Raw genomic sequence first — 18,863 nt, 5'->3', positions numbered from 1 at the left:
CATTTCTTCCCGTCTCCGGACATTATGGATTCAGAAGCCGCCAGCCCGCCGTCTCAATATACGGAAGACTCCGGTGGCGCGACGGCCCCAGATCCAGAAAAGCCGTCTGCAACAGCATCAGCGGATCACCATGAGAAACCAGCACGATCGTCTTTCCCGCCATCTGCTGTTCCAGCGATTCAATCACCGCCCACATCCGGCGCTGCACCGACGCCGAGCTCTCGGCCCCATGATACTCCCGCTCCGGATCAAACTCATCCTGCTTCCAGGCCCTGGAATAATGTTCATGACGTTTTCCCTCCCAATCCCCGAAAAAACGCTCCCGCAGCCGCACATCAAAAACAATCTCCGCACAGCCCAACTCCGACCGGATAATCTCCGCCGTCTCCCGCGCACGCCGGAAATCCGAAGAAAAAAGCACGGATTCCGAATCAAAGACATCCGCCGTCTTCAGACTCGCAACCACCTGACGCCGCCCCTCCTCCGTCAAACCGTACTCCACCGTCCCCAACGCCGGATCGCTGACAATAATACCCTCATCATTCGCCCGGCTCTGCCCATGACGGAAGCCATAATACCGATTTCTCAAAACGCACATGCAGTCACCCTACCCTTTCCGAAAATCAGAAGGAATTATAATCCGGCCCTCCCCCCTCAGAAGAAGAAAACAAACAGCTTGCCCGTTTGCATTCGCTCGAATATATTCCCGAACCCTTTAAAGCCCTGGTAGCTCAGCTGGATAGAGCAACGGACTTCTAATCCGTAGGCCACAGGTTCGAATCCTGTCCAGGGCGCCATTTTTCTATATCTGCAGGTTAGCCGATGGGTTCGCGCAGTTATGGAGAGCGGATATAATTAAAAAAACGGTTTGCGTGAACGGTTCAGAGTGATTACATTGCTCGGCTTTTACAGATGGAAGCGTAGCTCAGTTGGTAGAGCAGCTGACTCTTAATCAGCGGGTCCAGGGTTCGAGCCCCTGCGCTTCTACCATTTTAAACCTCCGCCCGTTTCGGGTCGGAGGTTTTTTTCTTTTGATTCTACCGGGCCGGTTTCACCACATTTTTCACCACCCGGAAGCCGGTGTGGCAGAGGCTGGTGTCGGGACTGGTTTTCATGCGGGCGGCCGGACGGTAGCCGGAACAGTAGGCATCGTTGCAGAGAAAGGAACCGCCGCGGGTCACTTTTTTGGGCATGTGCGGTTCCTGCGGATCGTAACTGATGAGCGGACCTTTCGGATTTTCCACCACCCCTTTCCGGGCATCCATACGGTAGGCATCCACATGGTACCAGTCGGCCGTCCATTCCCAGACATTGCCGGCCATATCATACAGGCCGTAATCGTTGGGTGCAAAGGCGGTGACGGGTGACGTCGCATAGTATCCGTCTTTTTTATAGTTACGGTTCGGAAACGGGCCTTCCCAGATATTAATTTTGGGCTTCCCCTGGGTGACGGGTTCATTGCCCCACGTATTCTGCCACTGCTCGTGACCGCCGCGCGCGGCGTATTCAAACTGAGCTTCCGTCGGCAGGCTCATACCTTTCCAGCGGGCATAAGCCTCGGCATCATACCACGAAACATGCACCACCGGATGATCCATAATATTTTCAATGGAGCTGCCGGGGCCCTGCGGATGCTTCCAGTCGGCCCCCTCTTTCCATTCCCACCAGACCAGCGGATTGTTCAGATCAACCGGATAGCCCGGTGGACGGAAAACCATCGATGCCGGAACCAGTGCCGATTCCGGCGGCGGCTGAGACCCGGGCGGCATCCCCTTCATAATCTCGGCCAGATCCGGTTTTTTTTCGGCGGTGGTGATATGCCCGGTGGCATCCACAAATTCCTTGAATTCGGCATTGGTGACCGGCGTCCGTTTAATCCAGAAACCGTCCAGCCGCACCTTATGCAGCGGAAGCTCATCCGGGCGGCTGAATTCGCCGTCCCAGCCCATCGTAAATTCGCCCCCGGGAATCCACACCATCCCCTCCGGAGCCTTCGGTGCGGAAAGACCGAAGCGCGACGGCAAAACGCCGCAGCAGCTTTTATTGGTTTCTGCAAATCCACTCAACACAGCCGCCAGAGCGGCTATTCCCACAATTATTCTGCTCATATCAACCTCAATCCATTAGACGCAGCAACGCGCCGGTTTTATACGCCTTAATGAGACAAAATATCAACAGTGACGTTCATTTTCCCCCGAAAAGCTGTATTTCCGCCCTTGCGCTTCGAGCGGAAACACGCTCTATATCCACAAAAAAGCCGCCCCGGCATGGGACGGCTTTGCTCATTTTCCACCACGTGGAAAACGCTATTCGTGCGAAATGGCATCCACCGGGCAGCCCTCTTCGGCTTCCAGCGCAGAAGCTTCAAGTTCTCCGGACACCTCATCCACTTTGACGGTGGAATGATCGTCCACTTCAAAAACTTCCGGGCAGGTTTCTTCGCATGCGCCGCATGCAATACAGGTATCGGCATCTACTTTGAATTTCATGGTTACATCCTGGTTAGTGTTTTAATCCCCAAAACCATACCGTTTTTCCCTATTCGGTCAAAAACGGATATGACCCCCCGGGCTCTTTAGACTTAATTCGTTTTACCCTTGAACTGATAGCGCAGTGCGGGACGGATCCGGGGCCAAAGCCGGCCGGCCGCATCGGTCTCCAGCTCAATCTGCTCTTCTTCGGAAAGTCCCGGAAAAAAATTGAGCCCGGTCAGCGTTTCAATTTCGTCAATACTGACGAGCCGTTTACGGAAACGGGTATAGGGCGGACAGTCCTTTTCAATCAGAAACGCCAGCGCGCGCACCGCTCCATCGCATTCATCAACCACAATTTTATAATAGGCCGACGGAATGCTGACGCCGGAATCAAGCTTCTCCACCGGTTTCTGGAAAACCGGACCGGTAATAATCCAGACTTCGGAAAAATAACGGCCGTACTTTTTGGCCACCAGCATTTCCAGCTCGCGCCAGATTCCCTGATTCACCGCCGGTGTCTGCGGGATCACATTACTCATTAGAAACGTTTCTTTCTGAGCGTCGGGACCATAGCGCGTGGCAATGCCGTAATTCGGGGCCATATGCCCGCGGTCATATCCCGACCGCGTGTAATCATTATGATGCACCCCGGCGCGGGTGCGCAAATCCGCCTTGAATCCCGAGGGCCGTCGGCCCGAATCCAGCTTCGGCACATCAAACAGACGATAACTGACCCACAGCGGATTTTTCAGGAATTCGCTGTAGCCGACCACATAACCGCGGTTGTGCAGCTCCTTCGCGCGGCCGATCAGCTTGAACCCCTCCTGCTTCGGGTAGCCGCCATAGACCCAATCGCCACGCGCATTTCCAGGAATTGGAATTTCCACATCCTTTCCGAACAGCGCCAGACTGTCCCAGCCATTCATCGCCTTAAACCCCGCCGACATCAGAGCCCGATGCAGCTGCGGCGCCTTTTCATAAACCGGAAAACGGATGCTCCACGGCAAATGAAAATAGACGACCGATATCAGCAGATAGAGCAGCGCTGTCATCAGCGCAACCCGCATACGTCGTGACCGAAAAAATAAATGCCGAAAAATCATGGTTCCGTTTTTACACGCAAACGGTCGCCTGGTGCAAGTCAGGCAGTTTGGTGTTTGAAGTTTGGAGGAAAAGCAGGTTTTGTATTCCACTTCAAACGCCAAACAACCAACTTAAAACTGATTCATTATGCACGTACCCTTTACACAGAAAATCCTTAAAGACTGGGCCGGACCGGCCACCTTCCAAAAAGGCATGACCCTTTTTGAAAAAGGCAAGGTCGACAACGTTGAATACGACCACCCCTTTGTCACCGGCCAGCTCGCCATCGGCATACGCGGCATGCGCAGCAAATTCGAAGTCCTCAAAGACGGCTTTGTGGAAAACCACTGCCCCTGCCGCGACAACCGGGAAGAGGGAAAAATCTGTGCGCACCTCGTAGCCCTCGGTCTCGAAGCCATCCGCCTCTATTCCGACCCGCACCGCGTCGATAAAATGGCCGAAGAAAAACGCCGCGCCGAACGGCTTGCCTCATTTGATGACTCGGAATACCACACCCGCGACCCCAACGGCACGCCCGCCGAACTCCGCATCATTCTCAAACAGAGCTGGCGCGAAAATCTGGCGGAGCAGAACGTACCGATGCGCTGCGCCGTCGAAATCGACGGCAAGGTGATTCCGCTCAACGAAGTCCCGAAAAAAAAGCCCATCGCCCTGAGCGAGGCCGACGACAACCTGCTCTTCGTGATTGAAGACATCTGCGAAGGCCCCGCCAAAGCCAAATTCGAAGCCACCCTCGCCGACTTCATCAACATCCTTGAGCTCTGCGACGGCAAACCGATCTATGAAGGCGGTATCGACGGCTATCTTATGACGGCCGACGGCACCGTTGCCACCTCCCTGCAAATGACCCTCGACGAAATTACCGGTGAACTGGTGCTTCGGATCTTTACCACGGAGGACACAGAGGAACACAGAGGAACCTCCTCCGAGACCTCCAGCGAAGCGGGTGGTAAGAAAAATACTTTCATTGTGAGTGGCGGTTCAGGCTGGGTCCTGAAAGACGGCATTTTCCAACGCCTGGAAAAAGTCCTGCCCGGCCCGATGCGCGCGATCTACGACGGCGAAGTCCGTATTCCGCGCGAAGCCATTCCCGGCTTCATGAAAAATGAACGTCCAGCCCTTGGAAACATGATCGAAATCGAGAGCAACGTCACGCCCGACATGCTCTCGCTCTCTCCCGCCAAACCGCGCTTCCGGCTGGTCGTCGACGGACAGAAACACACGCTTTCCGCCACGCTCTATGCCGAATACAACGGCGTCCGCCTCGTCGCCGGAAAAGAGGATGCCAAAGGCCATTTTTCCGTCCCGGCCTCCGACGATCTGCTTGGATTCCAGGTCCGCAATCCCGAGGCCGAGGAAAAAGCACTGGAAACCATCACGGAGCTGGGCTTCCGCGGGCGCCGCGGCGATATGCTGATGCAGATCCGCGGCAACCGCGAAGTGCTGAATTTTCTCGGCGGCGCCCTGCCCCGGCTCAAGCGCAAGGGCTGGCGCATCGATCTCGAAGGCGAAATCGCCGCATTTATGGACGATATCGAATCGACCGTTCCGGTGGTGCACATTAATAATTCCGCCAGTAACGGCTTTTTCGAAGTCGGCTATGATTTTGAAACCGACGGCGGGGTCAGCCTCGACGAAACCGAAATCCAGCGTGCCATTAATATGGGCGAAGCGTTTGTGGAGAAAAAAGGCCGCACCGTCCTGCTCGACATCAACGCCATCGAAACCGCGCGCGATGTATTTTCTGACTGCGCGGTCGGTGCCGGAGAAAAACCCGGCACCTTTAAAATGAACGATATTCATGCGGCCTATGTGCAGTCGTCGCTGCTGTCGCTCGACGGCATCGATATTGAAAGTGCCCCGGAATGGATGAGCAAAGCCGACGCGCAAAACCGCGATGCCAAGGTGGAGCCGGTGGATCTCGGCCCCAAACTGGAAAAGACGCTGCGCGACTATCAGAAAGACGGCGTCTACTGGCTCCGCTTTTTGGAACGCTCCAATTTTGCCGGTATCCTGGCCGATGAAATGGGACTGGGCAAAACGCTGCAGACGCTGACCTGGCTGTCGCTCGAACGCGAAAATGACCAGGCCACCGATGCCCCCGCCCTGATCATCTGCCCCACCAGTCTGGTCGACAACTGGGCGGAGGAAGCGGAAAAATTTGTGCCGCATCTGCGGGTACAGAAAATGCACGGCCCCGATCGCCACGACTTTTTTCCAACCCTTGGAAACCAGGACCTCATTATCACGTCCTATGCGCTGATCCGCCGCGATCTGGATGAATATCTGAAACACACCTTTTCCGTGGTGGTGCTCGATGAAGCGCAGCACATTAAAAACCGGACCACACAGAATGCCACCGCCGTGAAAAAAGTGGCGGCGCATCACAAGCTGGTGCTGTCCGGCACACCGATCGAAAACAGCGTGACCGATCTCTGGTCGATCATGGATTTTCTGATGCCCGGTTATCTCGGCAATCACAAAGCCTTCCGCGAAAACTATGAACTGCCGATTCAGAACGGCGGTCCCGATGCCGAACTGGCGCAGATCCGCCTGCGCCGGAAACTGCACCCCTTCCTGCTGCGCCGCCTGAAAAAAGATGTCGCCAAAGATCTGCCGGATAAAATCCAGCGTGTCGCCCACTGCACCCTCAGCGGCGACCAGGCGAAGGTATACAAACAGCTGGCCGAAAGTGCGAAAAAGGAAATCACCGGCCTCGTCGACCAGCAGGGCTTCAATAAATCACGCATGCAGATTCTCAAAATCCTGCTGCAGCTCCGTCAGACCTGCTGCCACCTCGATCTGCTGAAACTGCCGGGCCTTTCCAGCGAATTCCCGTCGGCCAAAATGGAACTGTTTTTTGAACTGGTCAACGAGGCCCTCGATGCCGGACACCGTATTCTGGTGTTCAGCCAGTTTACCTCGATGCTCTCCATTATCCGCGAAGAGCTCGAGGCGCGGGCGCTGAAATACTGCTACCTCGACGGCACCACCAAAGACCGGCAGGAGCGGGTTAAACGGTTCAATTCCGACCGATCGATCCCGCTCTTTCTCATCAGCCTGAAAGCCGGCGGCAGCGGACTCAACCTCACCGGCGCCGATATGGTCATCCATTTCGACCCGTGGTGGAATCCCGCCGTCGAAGACCAGGCCACCGACCGCGCACACCGCATCGGCCAGAAAAACACCGTCTATTCCATTAAGCTCATCACCAAAGGAACCGTCGAAGAAAAGGTCCTGCAGATGCAGCAGAAAAAAAAGAGCATCATCGACGCCACACTGGAAAAAGATGCCGATATGGCCCAGTCGCTCACCTGGAACGACGTCCAGGAACTGCTGTCCGTATAGCCCGCAGTCGCCGGAAAAAGCCCCCGCGGCCTGCAGCCATTCCATCTGCAGGCCCGATGCCCCATCGGGCGGAATTTCACAGGGAACGGAAGTTGCCTGTAAAAATAGGTTGCGTTCAGCACCGGTTTTCCCGATATTCCCCGCTCTCAGAAACACATCGGAGTGTAGCGCAGTCTGGTAGCGCGGTTGCTTTGGGAGCAATAGGCCGGGGGTTCGAATCCCTCCACTCCGACCACTTTAAGGTCAGCTGAAAAGCTGACCTTTTTTTATTTTAAGAAAGCGGGAGCGAACGAATGTTCTATGTGCGGAAGTTTATTTTCCCCGCACAAAGCCTCTTTTCAACGCTCGCTCCTGCTCCCGTTTTTTTCCGGGTGTGGCGGGATTAAAAAAGCACAAAGATGACATCCATCTCACCGAACCGGATGGTCTGCCCATAGATACTCCGGATATCAATCTGAAGATAGCGGCCGGTTTCCTCTTGTTTGAAGCCGATCTTCTGCGTTTTCTTTCGGTCTTCCTCGTTCAACGTTATGACCGTGGAATCATTCGTCAGCAGAACCGAGGTAAGCTGTTCCGGATCATTGCCCATTCTGATGGTAATCTCTTTCAGATTGGTGTCGGTGAGCGAAACGCCTTGTAATTTGGTGGCTTTACCCAGATCAATCGTAATGAAACCTGAGCCATCAAATTTTCCGTTCCAGTATGTTCCGTGATCCCCGTCGATTGCTTCATAATGCGAGTTGTTCCACTGATGGCTCACCCCCTTCATGGATGCCCCGAGATTTGCCAGCATGGAGGAATTGCTCGAATATTCCAGCGCATCCGAAAGGGCCTTCAGGTCCAATTCAGTAGAAGGAGCAAAGGCGTCGCTGTTCATATAACCGAGTATGGAGCTCAGCAACTGTTTTGCCGCGGGATCCTTATCCTGCAGCCCAATCAGATCCGCCATACAGAACAGCATTTTTCCCGGTCCGACTCTGTATTCCATCATAAAACCGAGCCGTCGGTTTTCATTCCAGTCATCGATCGGCTGAACAATCATTCCGCCTTTTGGCAGGTTCTGCATCACCAGCCCATAGGAGTTCTTGAGAATATATTCCCAGTTCCATGTCGTGTGGTTTTTCGTCGGAAAATTGCGGAAGACGGGATGATCGTCATCAATCAGCGTACCCAGCGTAACCCGGTCTTTATTATGCGAGAACAGAAACAGATTCCAATATACCGGCTCAAAACTTGTGCGTGGATGAGCCAGGCTGAACTCATTCGGCATAAACAGAACCGATTTGCCAGCCTTGAGGTCAGCCCTGAGCGCGTCATCGATACTACGGCGAATCACCACGTCTTCGCAGTCGATTTTCGGCGCATCTTCGCACACCATGAATTCCCAGCTGTTCTCGATTCCGGTATTTTTCAGTTGCAGGGAGAGCACATATTCAGCCGGAGCGTTTAAACCTTTCAGCGGAATATTCACCTCCCCGATCCGGTTACGTCCGCTCTCCATGTTCACACCGGTAAACTCTCCGGATAAACAGACCGTTCCTGCAGCATCCTTCACTGTCCAGATCAGCGTTTGGTTTTTCAGTTTCTTTTCACCGAAGTAGGCATAAATTACCGGTGCACTGATCGAATCCGAATTGGTATAGACATAGCGCTTCATGCGCACCAGCGGCACGCTCCAGTTCCAATGTTTGGAAAACTCCGCTTTGGTCAGATATCCCTTCTCATCCAGAAAAGCATCCAGATAACCGACCAGTGAGGTCCCCTGTCCGGAAAAGTCGGAAATTCCCAGCAACTGTGTGCCGGCAACCCCGTCGGATGCCAGCGCCGCCTCACAATCTTCTTTATAGCAAAGCGCCTGCAGTTTTCCGGAGGCATACAGAAAATCCTTCCATTGCGGCAGCACGCCGTTTTCCTCTGCCTGCTCCAGGAAAATTTCAAAATTTTTCGGTTTCAGCGGACCGGTATATTTTTTCATTTCATCAAAGTTTGGATAGACGCACCACTGCCCCGGCTCATGCTGAATGAAGGGATTCGTGTATTCCGGGGAATAGCCACGACCCTTCCAGCCGTAGGGACCGCGCGGAAAAGCCACGCAGGTAAACTCATCTTCCTCTGTCTGGATCGTATTGGCCGCTCCGGTATGCAGCATACGCGAGTCAAAGGCCTTCATTTTCCGGGTCAGTTCTGTAAGAAACGGCTTATTGTTACCGGTGCGCCACGGTTCATTTCCATGCGTTAAAAAGCAGAAAGAAGGATGGTTGCCATAAGCATCAATAATCCGTTTTCCCTCCTCTTCCACCCAGTTCCCGAATGCGGGATTGGAGGGGTCGCCCCAGATACCGATCTCCGGCATCAGATACATCCCCAGTTCATCGCCCGCCTCGAACGCAGCTTCCGGCGGACACCAGGAATGAAAACGTACATGATTGATGCCCGAAGTCTTCATCTTCCCCAAATGCGTCAACCAGCTCGCTTTATCCATCGGCGGATAGCCGGTCTTTGGAAAAATACAGCAGTCCAGCGTTCCGCGCATGAAGGTTTCATGACCGTTAATCAGAAATTTTGTTCCCGCGGCTTCAATATTCCGGATGCCCACCTTCAACGCTTCCGTTTCGACTCCCCACTTTGTTTTCAAATCCACCTTCAAATCATGCAGCACCGGATGAAACTCGCTCCACAATTCCGCATCCTCCGCAAACTGAACCTGAGTGGTGAAGACATTCAGTCCCGGTTTCAGATTTAATTTTTCCGCTTCTTTTCCAACCCGGATTACCGCATGCCGGGAGCCCCCGGCCTCGTTCATAATCGACACGTTAATATCGGCCGTACGCGTTTTATAGTCCGTGGCCACATGTATCTTTTTCATGTAAACCGGACTGCGCCAATCCAGCCGGAGTTCACCGATCACCCCATTCCACGCGCCCTGCGTTTCATCTGAAACACTATGCGCGCGACTGCCCACCGGCAGCAGTAATGTATTGTTTACCTTAACGACCAGATTATGATCTCCGGCCGGAATATCGCGCCCCAGATTAAATACGTGAGGAACCCCCAGCGAATTGTTTGATCCAATCAATTTCCCATCCAGCCAGACGGTCGATTCCCAATGCGGACGCTCCAGCGTCAGAATCAGATCTCTTCCTTTTGCAGCCCCCTTCTCCACCGTCAGGGTTTTCTGATACCAGGCATCGCCGATAAACCGGCGTTCCGGCTGCAGAAAAAACGGTACCTTGATATTTCCGGGTACCCGGTATTGATCATATTTTTTGGTAAACCAAAGATGCTGTCCGGAAACCCCCATCCATTCGGTATCAACGCTGACCGGACTTCCGAAACCTGCATTCTGCAGTGCATCCGGCAGATTTATTTTTTCGGAAAACCCCGTCTGATTAAACCACTGCTCCTGTTCACCCACCGGATACTTTTCGTCGTCCAGCCGGATCGTCCAGGTACCCGACAAATCTACTCCGTTTACCCCCACGGCCACCTCGGCATTGCCGTTTGCAACAGGCGGAATATATGCGGGTGCATAATCCGGTTTCGCGAACCCTCCGGCAGCAAATGCCCCCGACATGACAAGCAATCCGATCTTCATTATTTTATTCATCTTAAACCCTCCAAATTTCATAAATCATCTTTTCGTTTCTATCGTTTACGTTCTGATATCCGGTCATTTCCTCTTCATTTTAAATGGTTCCGGCATCTGAGCCTCCCAGTCTTTGTAGAGCCGATTCATTTCCTCAGCCACTTCGGGATGCTGTGCAATCAAATTCACGCTCTCTCCGATATCGTTCTCCAAATTGAATAACTGCACTCCGTCAGGATACCGGACCGGTTCCGCCTGCAACGCATCACCCTCTTCATTGAGCTTGAAACTGCTATGCATCCAACCCGCATTATGCGTCAGCTTCCATTTTCCATTCCGGATCACCCATTTATCTTTATCCCTCGCCCAAACCAGCCATTCGTGATTGGTTTCTTTTTCGCCCATCAAAACCGGCAGAATGCTTTTCCCATCCAGACCGTTCGGAACATCCGCTCCCGCCAGCTCGGCAATGGTCGGGAAAATATCCATGCCCGAAACCAGTGCTTTATTATTAACCGCTCCCTGCGGAAAGGTGCCTGGCAGACTAATGATCATCGGAATTCGGATACCGCCCTCGCCATACATATATTTATAGCCGCGCAATGGTGCATTGTTGGCATAGGTATTAATTGTCCCGCCGTTGTCCGACATAAAAACGACGAGCGTATTTTCCCGCAACCCGGTTTTCTCCAGCGTATCCAGCAGTTTGGAAATACCAAAATCCAGCGCCAGCAGATTAGCCAGATAACATCGACGGCCCTCCTTGTCGATTTCACCCATATGCCCCCACTTCGTATGGAACTCATCATTGGTTTCTTTGTCTGGATCCCAATACGGAAACGACCACTCCTCAGCTTCTCGATCCCACGGGACATAACGCGCCCCGACCTTTTTTGCCCAGCTTTCTTCCACCACATAGGTCGGATGATGTACGGCGTTGTAGGAAATATGCAGATAAAACGGCTTTCCATCTTTGTTCCGCTCCAGATATTCACAGGCTTTATCCGTAAAAATACGCGTCGAAAAATCATTTTCAAAAGAGACCCGTGTTGCTTCATTCCGCCCGGTTCCATACCCCGCCGACTGAATCAACGGTCCGACCAGCTGATGCCCCATCCACTTAAACCCGGCACGGCCCTTGTAGGCATTCACATCTTTCTGACTGAGCCGAATGTAGTCCCATGTTCCGCCGAAAAACCCGAGATACTCTTCAAATCCGTGCAAGGACGGAAACGCTTTTTGGCCCCAGCCATCCAGATGTGTCTTCCCCACCTTCGCCGTTGCATACCCCGCCTGATGCAGGGCTTCCGGCAGAGTCTGGATTTCTTCAGGCAACTGCCCCTGCCCGAAGTAATAGTTTCCCCAACGGTACGGATAGCACCCCGTAAGCAATCCGGCGCGAGACACACTGCAGATCGGCCCCGCCGCGTAGGCATTCCGGAAATACGTTCCGCTCGCAGCCAGCCGATCAAACCCGGGCGTACCGTAATGCTTCACATCAGCAGGCGCATCCGGCAGAAACGCCATATCCGCATACCCCAGATCATCCGCGATAATCACAACCACATTGGGGCAGGAGAAATCCACAGCCCCCTTCGCGACAGGAAGCAGCAGTACGGTTAACCACAGCAGCCCGTTAACAACCCGTTTTTTCATAGGCAATATGCTCCAGTCCCTGATCCGCCAGCTCTATCAGATTCATCATTTCCGCCCGACGGACCTGATCCATATTTTCTTCAAACACAAGCAGCAGCGGCAAAGACGTTGCAAAATAATCGATCGTCGCAGGCTGCGTCATTTCACGTTCCGCAAACGCCTTCAGATCAGCAAACAAGGCGTTCGCTTCCTCCATCCGCCCGAGCTCCATCAGCGAGAGACCGCGATAGAAGGACAGTTCCGAATGCTCGGTTACCGCCATCGCCTGGAAATCGCCCGCTTCATTTGCACTGGCCTCGAACTGATCCACCGCTTCCGCCTCACGGCCGAGCGCACGCAGTGCTTTCCCCTTCCAATAGTTCACATCCGCCTTGGCCTGCAGCAGATGATAGGCTTCGCCCAGATTATCCGGGGCCTGCATCGCCCGCTCGAAATACTGAAGTGCATCAGCAGCATCGCCATTTTTAAGCGCCGCCTGCCCAAGCAACAGCATTGCGGTAGTGTATTGTTTCAGTACTTTGCCCTCGCCGCCTTCCCATGGATGGAATCGACGGTTCAGAACAAGATCCAGCGCTTTTTCCGCCTGCCCCGTCGCATTGAAAAGTTCCGCCAAAGCCACCGAACAGTCATCCCGTTCGTCCACCAATGCGCGATGAGCCAACAGCGTTTCCAACCGGTCTTCCGCCGGATCGCCCAGCTTGGCACGCAGTTGATCGTATTCAGCAAAAATACGGGCATCCGACGGAGCAAGTTCCAGTGCCCGAAGATAGGCCGCCCTCGCCGCTTCGCCATCGTTGCGGACATTCCAATACGCGATGCCGAGATTACGGTGAGCCGTCGCGAAATCGGGGACCTTTTCCCAGCATGCAATCGCATCCTCATATCTTTTTTTATCGAAATAATAATTGCCCAATCCATAGGCCGCATTGCGGTCCGGTCCGCTCCCCTGCCCGAGCGCCCACTCCAGCATCAGCTGATCGTGCAGCCGCGAAGGGAACATATAATCGGGACCCAATGTGCGTGCCTTTTCCAGGGTCTGGAAATCGTTCTTCAACCAGGCCAGCGCATAATGCGTCAGTTGCGATGTTGAAAGCGGGTTCGGTACCGCTACGTTCTGAACGTCATGAGCGTGATGCAGTTCCAGCACCTGAATGGCTTCGTCCACAAAACCGGCATCGGCGTAGTCGTACGCCACATCCAGCACCGTCTGCGCATCGTTGCGGGTTTTCGCAAGAAAGCCGGCACTATCGCCGGAAGCATGCCGCGCCCAATGATCCAGCGGATCGGCCTTGAGCAGCGCTTCCAGCTCCCGGCAACCATCCTGCCCCAGCTTATTCATCGCCAGTGCTTTCAGCACCAGAGCTTTGTTGTTCTGCCGGTTCGTATCGAGCGACGCTTCGCAATGTTCCAATGCCCGGAAGAAATCACCTTTTTTACAATCAAGCATCGCCAGTTCATAATAGGCCGCTGCGCGCCACGCATAGTTCCAGGTCGATTTATAAAAGGCCGCATAAGCCTCTTTTTCCAATCCCTGGAAACGACGGACCAATCCAAGATAGTAATGCGCCTCACCGGTGTATGGATTCGGGTGGCGGCGGGTCAGACGTTTGATGGCCGTTTCAAAATGATCCGCCGCCTCATCAAGCAATCCCTGATTCAGCTTCCGGCGCCCATAGGAAATATTGGTGCGCACATCCATCGGATCACGACGCAGAATTTCATCCCAGTAGATTTCCGGATAGCGCGTTGGATGCCGGTTCTGTTCCAGATGTTCCGCCGTCAGGTAGAGTTCTTCCACCGTCAGGATCTCCTCCGGCATCGGCGGTTCTGTGGCCACATCACGTTTACGTTTCTGTTCATTCACCAGAATCGGCCGATAGGCAATAAAACCTTCCACCGAAAGTTCCAGGGATTGGAAATCATCTCCGACGAATTTGAAAGCCGGCCGATGCCAGGGCTGATCCGGCGACAGATCAACGGTTTCTTCCAGCAGCACCGTTTCCCCGGCACGCAGCACAATCCGGGCGCCATTAATTCTGCGGGAAGCCACTGCGCCGAGATCAAGCGTGCCGTCGTCATTCTGAACCAGACGCACGGCCGCATCCTTTGTGGCATTCTGCACCGGGCCGATCTTTTTATACGGCCACCAATACTGCGAAAAGGTCTTGGTTTCATAGGGCATCAGATACGTAAAATCCGGCTGATTGTCGGTATAGACACCGGCCATCAGCTCAACATACGGCGCCGCCCGACCGGTCGGGCCGATCCGATCCGTCAGCTCCCGATCCCACGCCCAGCCGAATTCTTCGTTCCCCCAGGTCCACTGTTTCTTGCCCGGCGCAATGTGCTTATTGGCCACATGAATGAACCCGCCCTGCGCGTCATAATCGTACCCACCGAAAAAGTCGAAATCCGTATCGCACACCATATAGCTGGTCGGCACCGGAATATTTTTATACCAGCTCAGATCATTGGCTCCCGGACGACGGGCATAATCGACACCGTAATAATCGTTCTTCGCAATCGGAAAAAAACTCTGCGCCCGCACAGCGTGATCAGCCACATAATGTACGTCGGGCGGGAAGAAACTCTGATAGTTATCGTGCACTTCGGCCGCCACATTCGCCCACCATAGAAACGTCTGCATGAACGGCGTACGATTATAAATCCGCGCTTTCAGCTCAATCAATGCGCTGTCCGGCTGAATCCGGATACCATGCATTCCTTTCATCCGGTTGAGCGGATCATGCTCCGACATCCAGACCGTACGCGCGCCGCACGCTTCTTCTTCAATTTCCACATCCGTCGGCATATAGGTCCCGGGGCGATGATGCTGCGGCCAGTTAAACTCCACCCCGCCGGAAAGCCATGGTCCGGCTAATCCCACGAGTGCCGGCTTGATTTCATTCTGCCGGTAAAAGAAATCGTAGTCGTTATTTACCTTGTCCTGCCCCAGAAAAATACGCCCGCCGATTTCCGGCAGCATCACCAGACGGACATAATCATTTTCCAGATGAACCGCATCATATTTCTGCGGTTCCGGCTCATCAAAAACCTTATCGACGAACGGCACCGGATAGACTTTGCCGCACGATCCCTGATACACCCGCTTTTCAAAAAAAAGCGGATTCTTTTCCGGCTCTCCCAACCCGTAAGTCGGAAGGGTTAACGTTTCCCGTTTAGCTGATATTTTATTCATTTCTTTTTCCGTTTTTCTACAACCTTTTCTATGAACTGGCGGTCGCCCTCTTCAGCGGTCAGTGCCGGCGCACCTCCGGGAGCGCACTGGAAATTTGCGGAGTGATCGGCCGTTCATCAAACAACGGGCGGAACAGCCGCTCGTGATTTTAAACAACCTTTTCCTGATAGGGCTGTCCAAGTATGGAAGCTGCCATCACTCCATTCCCTATCGCGATACCGCTGTCCCACCGCGTCCCGGGCTGCGTGCTGCACATGCCGGGAAGGTTCAACACGGCCTTACGCTACTCCGGCGGTATGGAGTCCACGCGTAAAGCAGGTGCACTTCCCGAGGTTGAAACCAAAGCAAGCAGAACATATTTTACCCACCTGTTTTTCATAAAAATTCCCCACTCCGTTTCCCGTTGATTTCAGGAATACGTCGGTTTATCGCGACAAACCTGACCGGGCAGACCGCGCTATAAATCCCGTATCCATGTGTAACTGAATCAGCGAAAACGGAGGATTAATAATTCGTCAATCCAGCTCATCAATCGCTGAAAATGTCTAAAAGCAGATCAGTCCGTCAGTTCGCGTTCAATCGCTTCGAGCGATTTGCCTTTGGTTTCGGGCACGAACAATTTGATCACCACAAACCCGATCAGACAGATCACGCCATACAGCCAGAAGGTTCCTGCCGCACCGAGCGCCACATTGATCGGTTTAAACGTCACGGTCAGTCCGAAACAGGCAATCCAGAGCGCCGACACACACAGGCTCATGGCCGCACCACGGATGCGGTTCGGGAAAATTTCAGAGAGCAGCACCCAGGTAATCGGTGCCAACGTCATGGCATAACAGGCGATCGCAGTCAGAACCACAATCAGAACAACCGGCCCCTTCAAACCGAAATAATAGCAGGCACCGAGAATCGCGTATGTCGCCATCAGTCCGCCGGACCCCAGCAGCATCAGCGGTCGGCGGCCCCAGCGGTCTACGGTCTTGATTGCCACAAAAGTGAAGACCAGATTTACGACACCGGTAATGACGATATTGAACATCATTCCGCTGACATCATAACCGGCCGCCTCGAAAATCTCCTGCGCATAATTAAAGATTACATTGATCCCGCACCACTGCTGGAACATGGCAATAAAAATACCGAGGCCGATAATCTTCCGCACCTTCGGAGTCAGCAACTCCTTAAAGTTCACCTTGTTGTGCTCACCTTCGAGCGTGGCACCGATATCGGCCACCTCGACGTCGGCATAGGCTTGACCTCCGATTTTTGCGAGAATACTGCGCGCCTGTTCGGTCCGCGACTGCTTGAGCAGCCAGCGCGGCGACTCCGGAACAATCATAGCCATGAGAAAGAAGAGTCCGGCGGGAACCGTTTCGGCCGCAAACATCCAGCGCCAACCCACTTGTCCATTCCAGGAATTAAGCATCATCTCTGCCGTCGCATTATCCGCCACGGGTTGAGCATTATAGATCAGCAGATTGACCAGCTGCGCCGCCAGCACGCCGATCACAATCGTGAGCTGATTAACCGACACAAATTTTCCGCGCATTTCCGATGGGGAAATCTCGGCGATATACATCGGTGAAACATTCGATGCCAAACCGATGCCGATGCCGCCGATAATACGGGCGGCAATGAATCCGTTGAAGTGTTGTGAAAGCGCAGTCCAGATCGCGGATGCTGTAAACATCACAGCCGCCGCAACCAGCACTTTTTTACGGCCGATCCGGTCCGTGATTGCACCGGACAGCAACGCTCCCCCTAGGCACCCAGCCAGCGCCGAACTCATCGCCCAGCCGGCCTTCCAGGCCTGCTCCTCACCGGTCAGCCCGAAAAACGCTTCATAAAACGGTTTGGCTCCGCCAATGACCACCCAGTCATAACCGAACAACAGTCCACCCATCGCCGCCACCAGACTGATCATCCAGATATATTTCAGATTATACTGATCGTGAATCAAAGCTGCTCCCGTATTCTTTCAAAATTTGATGGATGTAATTAACCACACCGCCAAACAAAGAAACATAGCAGATTCAATTTTTTAACATGGACTATCTTATTCCATTTAATAGGGTCTGAATATGAGTAAAGAAACACACCTGGCAGAAGGTTTTCCGCACCAGCGACTGGTGATTATTCCCGCAAATATAATCCAGCGCTGCAAAGCCCTTCCCCTTGTAAAACATCTGTATATTACCCATATCGGATCATACCCTTCCGCACCGGGACACTATGTGGAACGGACCCATACCCATCAGGTTATTATGATCTACTGTCTGAAAGGCACCGGATATATCGAAATGGATCATTCTGTTTTTAGAATCACAAAAGGAACCACTGCATTTATCCCCCCCGGAACCCCTCATATTTACCGAAGCGACGAAGAAGACCCATGGTCCATTTTCTGGATTCACTTTACCGGGGAACAGGCGGAATCAGCCCTGGCGTCTTTAAAACTGACCGCCCGAAAACCCACCGTTTTCGTTCCCGATACAGCCCGCATGCGCAATGCCTTTGAGGACATTTATGCCTGCCTGAATTACCACTATTCCGATGCCGGACTTTTGGCGATGACCAGCGGCCTGATGCGGTTGCTAAGTATCATCAAACTGCTCTATGGCGCCCCGCAGAAAGAAAAGCAGGCCGTCGAAGATCGGATCATGGATACCATTGGATTTATGAAAGATCATCTGAGCATGTCCCTAAGCCTTGATGCGCTTGCAAAACAAGCCGGACTCTCGGTTCCGCACTACAGCAAACTGTTCCGCCAGCGCACCAGCCAGTCGCCTATGGCCTATTTTATCCAGCTCAAAATGCGCAAGGCCTGTGAACTCCTGCAGGAAACCGAACATGCGGTTCAGGAAATCGCCCGCCAGCTGGGATATGATGATCCGTTCTTTTTCAGCCGGCAGTTTAAAAAAATACAGGGCGTTTCTCCGGCCCAATACCGCAGCCAGCTTTAACCTTTTTATTTTTTCCCGGGCACATCCAGCTCGCGATCAAATTTAATCCGGACCGGATAAGCCATACCGTACGCCGGTTTATCCGGCACCGTGATAAACATTCCTTCATCCGTCCGTTTCCGACGCCGGAAAAACACGAAAAAAAGGACGGCCGTTTTTTCCTGCCTGCTAATCTCTTTGCCCATTTCACGGCGGCAGTTTAACGACTCAAACCCGATAATACATGTAGGGCACAGCATGCTCGAACCCGTCAAACCCTCCGGCCGGCATACGCCGGAGCCAGACCAGCAGAAGAGCCATCAGTCCAAAGGCCAGCAAAGCAATCCCTACACCAAGCCAGAAATGGCCGCTGTGGAGATGCTTCGCTACTGAACGCTCAACACGGAGCAGATCTTCGTGAAGATGGCGCCCCATATTTTTTATGGTTAAATCCGGATGCATATCCCACCTCCTTCCATTTCGATTATAACCCCATACCTGAATAGACAAGGTTTATTTCTGAACCGGATCTGCTAACGTAAATCGAATATGTA

General features: G+C 53.3%; 11 protein-coding genes and 3 tRNA genes. 5 read left to right on the top strand and 9 right to left on the bottom strand.

Translation table 11 applies throughout. The features are described from left to right. Positions 1–22: 22 nt before the first annotated feature. On the bottom strand, positions 23–598 hold the full coding sequence (locus P9H32_RS11925) for a histidine phosphatase family protein (RefSeq protein ID WP_322609120.1): 576 nt from the start codon (positions 596–598) through the stop codon (positions 23–25). Between the two features lie 122 nt (positions 599–720). Here P9H32_RS11925 and P9H32_RS11920 point away from each other — a divergent pair. Continuing rightward, positions 721–797: transfer RNA gene (locus P9H32_RS11920), tRNA-Arg, on the top strand. A 117-nt stretch (positions 798–914) separates the two neighbouring features. After that, positions 915–990: transfer RNA gene (locus P9H32_RS11915), tRNA-Lys, on the top strand. Positions 991–1,037: 47 nt separating this feature from the next. Here the strand turns inward: P9H32_RS11915 and P9H32_RS11910 are convergent. The 3 genes from P9H32_RS11910 to P9H32_RS11900 form a co-directional block, all read right to left on the bottom strand. Beyond that, positions 1,038–2,108 (bottom strand): formylglycine-generating enzyme family protein, encoded by a 1,071-nt coding sequence (locus P9H32_RS11910; RefSeq protein WP_322609119.1) that lies wholly within the window; start codon positions 2,106–2,108, stop codon positions 1,038–1,040. Between the two features lie 198 nt (positions 2,109–2,306). Continuing rightward, positions 2,307–2,489 carry a ferredoxin gene (locus P9H32_RS11905; RefSeq protein WP_322609118.1) on the bottom strand — a complete coding sequence of 61 codons (183 nt, stop codon included), beginning with the start codon at positions 2,487–2,489 and terminating at the stop codon, positions 2,307–2,309. A gap of 92 nt (positions 2,490–2,581) precedes the next feature. Continuing rightward, positions 2,582–3,541, bottom strand: coding sequence for a DNA/RNA non-specific endonuclease (locus tag P9H32_RS11900; protein WP_322609117.1), 960 nt, complete (start codon positions 3,539–3,541; stop codon positions 2,582–2,584). A 163-nt stretch (positions 3,542–3,704) separates the two neighbouring features. Here P9H32_RS11900 and P9H32_RS11895 point away from each other — a divergent pair, with 163 nt between their 5' ends. Both P9H32_RS11895 and P9H32_RS11890 read left to right on the top strand, forming a co-directional pair. Continuing rightward, positions 3,705–6,926, top strand: coding sequence for an SNF2-related protein (locus tag P9H32_RS11895; protein ID WP_322609116.1), 3,222 nt, complete (start codon positions 3,705–3,707; stop codon positions 6,924–6,926). Between the two features lie 158 nt (positions 6,927–7,084). Then, positions 7,085–7,161 (top strand) — tRNA-Pro (locus P9H32_RS11890). A gap of 147 nt (positions 7,162–7,308) precedes the next feature. Here P9H32_RS11890 and P9H32_RS11885 read toward each other — a convergent pair. The 4 genes from P9H32_RS11885 to P9H32_RS11870 all read right to left on the bottom strand — a co-directional run bounded on the left by P9H32_RS11885 (position 7,309) and on the right by P9H32_RS11870 (position 17,327). After that, positions 7,309–10,533: a DUF8487 domain-containing protein gene (locus P9H32_RS11885; RefSeq protein WP_322609115.1), complete on the bottom strand. Its 3,225-nt coding sequence runs from the start codon at positions 10,531–10,533 to the stop codon at positions 7,309–7,311. Between the two features lie 63 nt (positions 10,534–10,596). Beyond that, positions 10,597–12,168 (bottom strand): sulfatase family protein, encoded by a 1,572-nt coding sequence (locus tag P9H32_RS11880; protein ID WP_322609114.1) that lies wholly within the window; start codon positions 12,166–12,168, stop codon positions 10,597–10,599. Further along, a complete protein-coding gene (locus tag P9H32_RS11875; protein ID WP_322609113.1) occupies positions 12,149–15,367 on the bottom strand; it encodes a DUF5107 domain-containing protein in 3,219 nt (1,072 codons plus the stop codon). Before P9H32_RS11875 ends, P9H32_RS11880 begins: the two co-directional genes overlap by 20 nt. A 556-nt stretch (positions 15,368–15,923) precedes the next feature. Beyond that, positions 15,924–17,327 (bottom strand): sugar porter family MFS transporter, encoded by a 1,404-nt coding sequence (locus tag P9H32_RS11870; protein ID WP_322609112.1) that lies wholly within the window; start codon positions 17,325–17,327, stop codon positions 15,924–15,926. 121 nt (positions 17,328–17,448) lie between these two features. Between P9H32_RS11870 and P9H32_RS11865 the strand changes: the two genes are divergently transcribed. Then, on the top strand, positions 17,449–18,330 hold the full coding sequence (locus P9H32_RS11865; RefSeq protein ID WP_322609111.1) for an AraC family transcriptional regulator: 882 nt from the start codon (positions 17,449–17,451) through the stop codon (positions 18,328–18,330). Positions 18,331–18,537: 207 nt separating this feature from the next. Here P9H32_RS11865 and P9H32_RS11860 read toward each other — a convergent pair whose 3' ends face one another. Continuing rightward, on the bottom strand, positions 18,538–18,771 hold the full coding sequence (locus P9H32_RS11860; protein ID WP_322609110.1) for a hypothetical protein: 234 nt from the start codon (positions 18,769–18,771) through the stop codon (positions 18,538–18,540). Between the last annotated feature and the right edge of the window lie 92 nt (positions 18,772–18,863).

Source organism: Pontiella agarivorans (assembly GCF_034531395.1).
In the GTDB taxonomy this organism is placed as follows: domain Bacteria; phylum Verrucomicrobiota; class Kiritimatiellia; order Kiritimatiellales; family Pontiellaceae; genus Pontiella; species Pontiella agarivorans.
This window is presented reverse-complemented; position numbering and strand designations above follow the sequence as displayed.

Bases quoted from the DNA above. Each gene is read 5' to 3' on its own strand.
- P9H32_RS11925 (WP_322609120.1), bottom strand. From the start codon at position 598: ATGTGCGTTTTGAGAAATCGGTATTATGGCTTCCGTCATGGGCAGAGC.
- P9H32_RS11910 (WP_322609119.1), bottom strand. From the start codon at position 2,108: ATGAGCAGAATAATTGTGGGAATAGCCGCTCTGGCGGCTGTGTTGAGT.
- P9H32_RS11905 (WP_322609118.1), bottom strand. From the start codon at position 2,489: ATGAAATTCAAAGTAGATGCCGATACCTGTATTGCATGCGGCGCATGC.
- P9H32_RS11900 (WP_322609117.1), bottom strand. From the start codon at position 3,541: ATGCGGGTTGCGCTGATGACAGCGCTGCTCTATCTGCTGATATCGGTC.
- P9H32_RS11895 (WP_322609116.1), top strand. From the start codon at position 3,705: ATGCACGTACCCTTTACACAGAAAATCCTTAAAGACTGGGCCGGACCG.
- P9H32_RS11885 (WP_322609115.1), bottom strand. From the start codon at position 10,533: ATGAATAAAATAATGAAGATCGGATTGCTTGTCATGTCGGGGGCATTT.
- P9H32_RS11880 (WP_322609114.1), bottom strand. From the start codon at position 12,168: ATGAAAAAACGGGTTGTTAACGGGCTGCTGTGGTTAACCGTACTGCTG.
- P9H32_RS11875 (WP_322609113.1), bottom strand. From the start codon at position 15,367: ATGAATAAAATATCAGCTAAACGGGAAACGTTAACCCTTCCGACTTAC.
- P9H32_RS11865 (WP_322609111.1), top strand. From the start codon at position 17,449: ATGAGTAAAGAAACACACCTGGCAGAAGGTTTTCCGCACCAGCGACTG.
- P9H32_RS11860 (WP_322609110.1), bottom strand. From the start codon at position 18,771: ATGCATCCGGATTTAACCATAAAAAATATGGGGCGCCATCTTCACGAA.